Below are 1,944 nucleotides of genomic sequence, written 5' to 3'. Positions count from 1 at the left end.
CACCGTATCGGCTCCCACCACCGACTCGCACGCTGCCGTCATCCGGGCCAGGTCACGTTGGTCGGGGACGACTATGACCGCACTTCGTCCGGAACTTGCCGTCACTGCGGCGATCTCGGCGATACGGCGGGGCCAATCCTCACCGGGAAGCGCCTGCCACACTGCGCGGGGACTGCGATTCGCGCGCACAGCATCGACGAACGCGCCGCCGTGGGTGTATTGATCCCACCCTGTGACGTCGGTGGGCGCTGCGATGCTGGGCACCTCGGGAACAGGCTCGGATTCCACCTTCGCGTGCCGCGGCGGCACCGCCAACCTCAGCACATCTGCTCTGGTACCGGCGTACCGATGCGCCACTGCGGATACCAACTCGGTGATCTCGGGGGTCAGCACCCGCTCCGCAGACACGACCCGGTCGAGAAAGCCAAGTTTGCCCGAATGGTCACTGGTCGCCGCCCGCTCGAGAATGTAGCCGTCGACGAGCCTGCCGGCAAACCTAATACGAACGCGAACACCAGGTTTGGCGTCGGAATCGAACTGCGCGGGAACGAGGTAGTCGAATTCGCGGTCGAGGTGCGGGAGAGGCAAGAGCGGCAGCACCCGAGCAATGGGAAGCTCGGATGCTGCCGCTGAAGTTACCCCGCTCAGGCGAGTCCCGCGGCCGCGCGAAGCTTGTCGGCCCGGTCGGTCGACTCCCATGGCAGGTCGATATCCGTACGACCGAAGTGGCCGTACGCAGCGGTCTGCGCGTAGATCGGGCGGAGCAGATCGAGGTCGCGGATGATCGCGCCCGGACGTAGATCGAAGACCTCGGAAATCGCGGCCTGGATACGCGCCGGGTCTGTCTTCTCGGTGCCGAACGTCTCGACGAACAATCCGACGGGCGCCGCTTTGCCGATCGCGTAGGCAACCTGCACCTCGATGCGGTCCGCAAGCCCCGCCGCGACGGCATTCTTGGCGACCCAGCGCATCGCGTACGCGGCGCTACGGTCGACCTTGGACGGATCCTTGCCCGAGAACGCTCCGCCGCCGTGACGCGCCATGCCCCCGTACGTGTCGACGATGATCTTGCGACCGGTCAGGCCCGCATCGCCCATAGGCCCACCGAGGACGAACTTGCCGGTCGGATTCACGAGAAGCCGAACGTTCGACGTGTCCAGAGTGGACACGTCGAGATCCGCGAGGACAGCTCCGAGCACCTTTTCACGGATGTCGGGAGTCAGCAGGTTGTCCAGGTCGATGTCGGCAGCGTGCTGCGTGGACACGACGACGGTGTCGAGTCGAACTGCTCGGTCACCGTCGTATTCGATGGTGACCTGGGTCTTGCCATCCGGACGCAAGTACGGCAGCACACCACTCTTGCGCACCTCGGTGAGTCGACGCGCCAGCCGGTGCGCCAGAGCGATCGGCAGCGGCATCAGCTCGGGGGTGTCGGTGTTGGCGTAACCGAACATCAGTCCCTGATCACCTGCACCCTGACGATCGATCTCGTCGTCGGACAGACCCTCGACTCTGGCTTCGTGGGAATTGTCGACGCCTTGAGCGATTTCAGGAGACTGTGCACCGATAGCGACATTTACCCCACACGAATTGCCGTCGAATCCCTTGGCCGACGAGTCGTACCCGATTTCGAGGACCTTCTCGCGGACGATCTTGGGGATGTCCGCCCACGCAGTCGTGTTGACCTCGCCTGCGACATGGACCTGCCCGGTGGTGACCAACGTCTCGACGGCCACTCGTGACCGTGGGTCCTCGGCGAGCAATGCATCGAGAATGGAGTCGCTGATCGCGTCGCAGATCTTGTCTGGGTGACCCTCTGTCACCGATTCACTGGTGAAGAGCCGACTGCCGGGCTTGCTCACGGATTTCCTCTCGACGTGTGTCATCGCATTCGTTTCGGCCAAGCTATCTGGACAAGTGTCGGCGCCGCAGTCCCGAAGAGAC

General features: G+C 64.1%; 1 protein-coding gene and 1 pseudogene. Both read right to left on the bottom strand.

Annotated elements, in window-relative coordinates; all coding sequences use genetic code 11:
- Positions 1 to 699: pseudogene (locus A2J03_RS16970) on the bottom strand (primosome assembly protein PriA); the annotation flags it as partial.
- A complete protein-coding gene (gene metK / locus A2J03_RS16965) occupies positions 645 to 1,862 on the bottom strand; it encodes a methionine adenosyltransferase (protein ID WP_068376132.1) in 1,218 nt (405 codons plus the stop codon). The gene metK and the pseudogene A2J03_RS16970, both read right to left, overlap by 55 nt.
- Positions 1,863 to 1,944: the final 82 nt, after the last annotated feature.

This window comes from Rhodococcus sp. EPR-157, from assembly GCF_001647195.1.
GTDB lineage: Bacteria > Actinomycetota > Actinomycetes > Mycobacteriales > Mycobacteriaceae > Rhodococcoides.
Note: the sequence above shows the minus strand (reverse complement) of the source record. Positions and strands in the feature narration are given on the sequence as shown.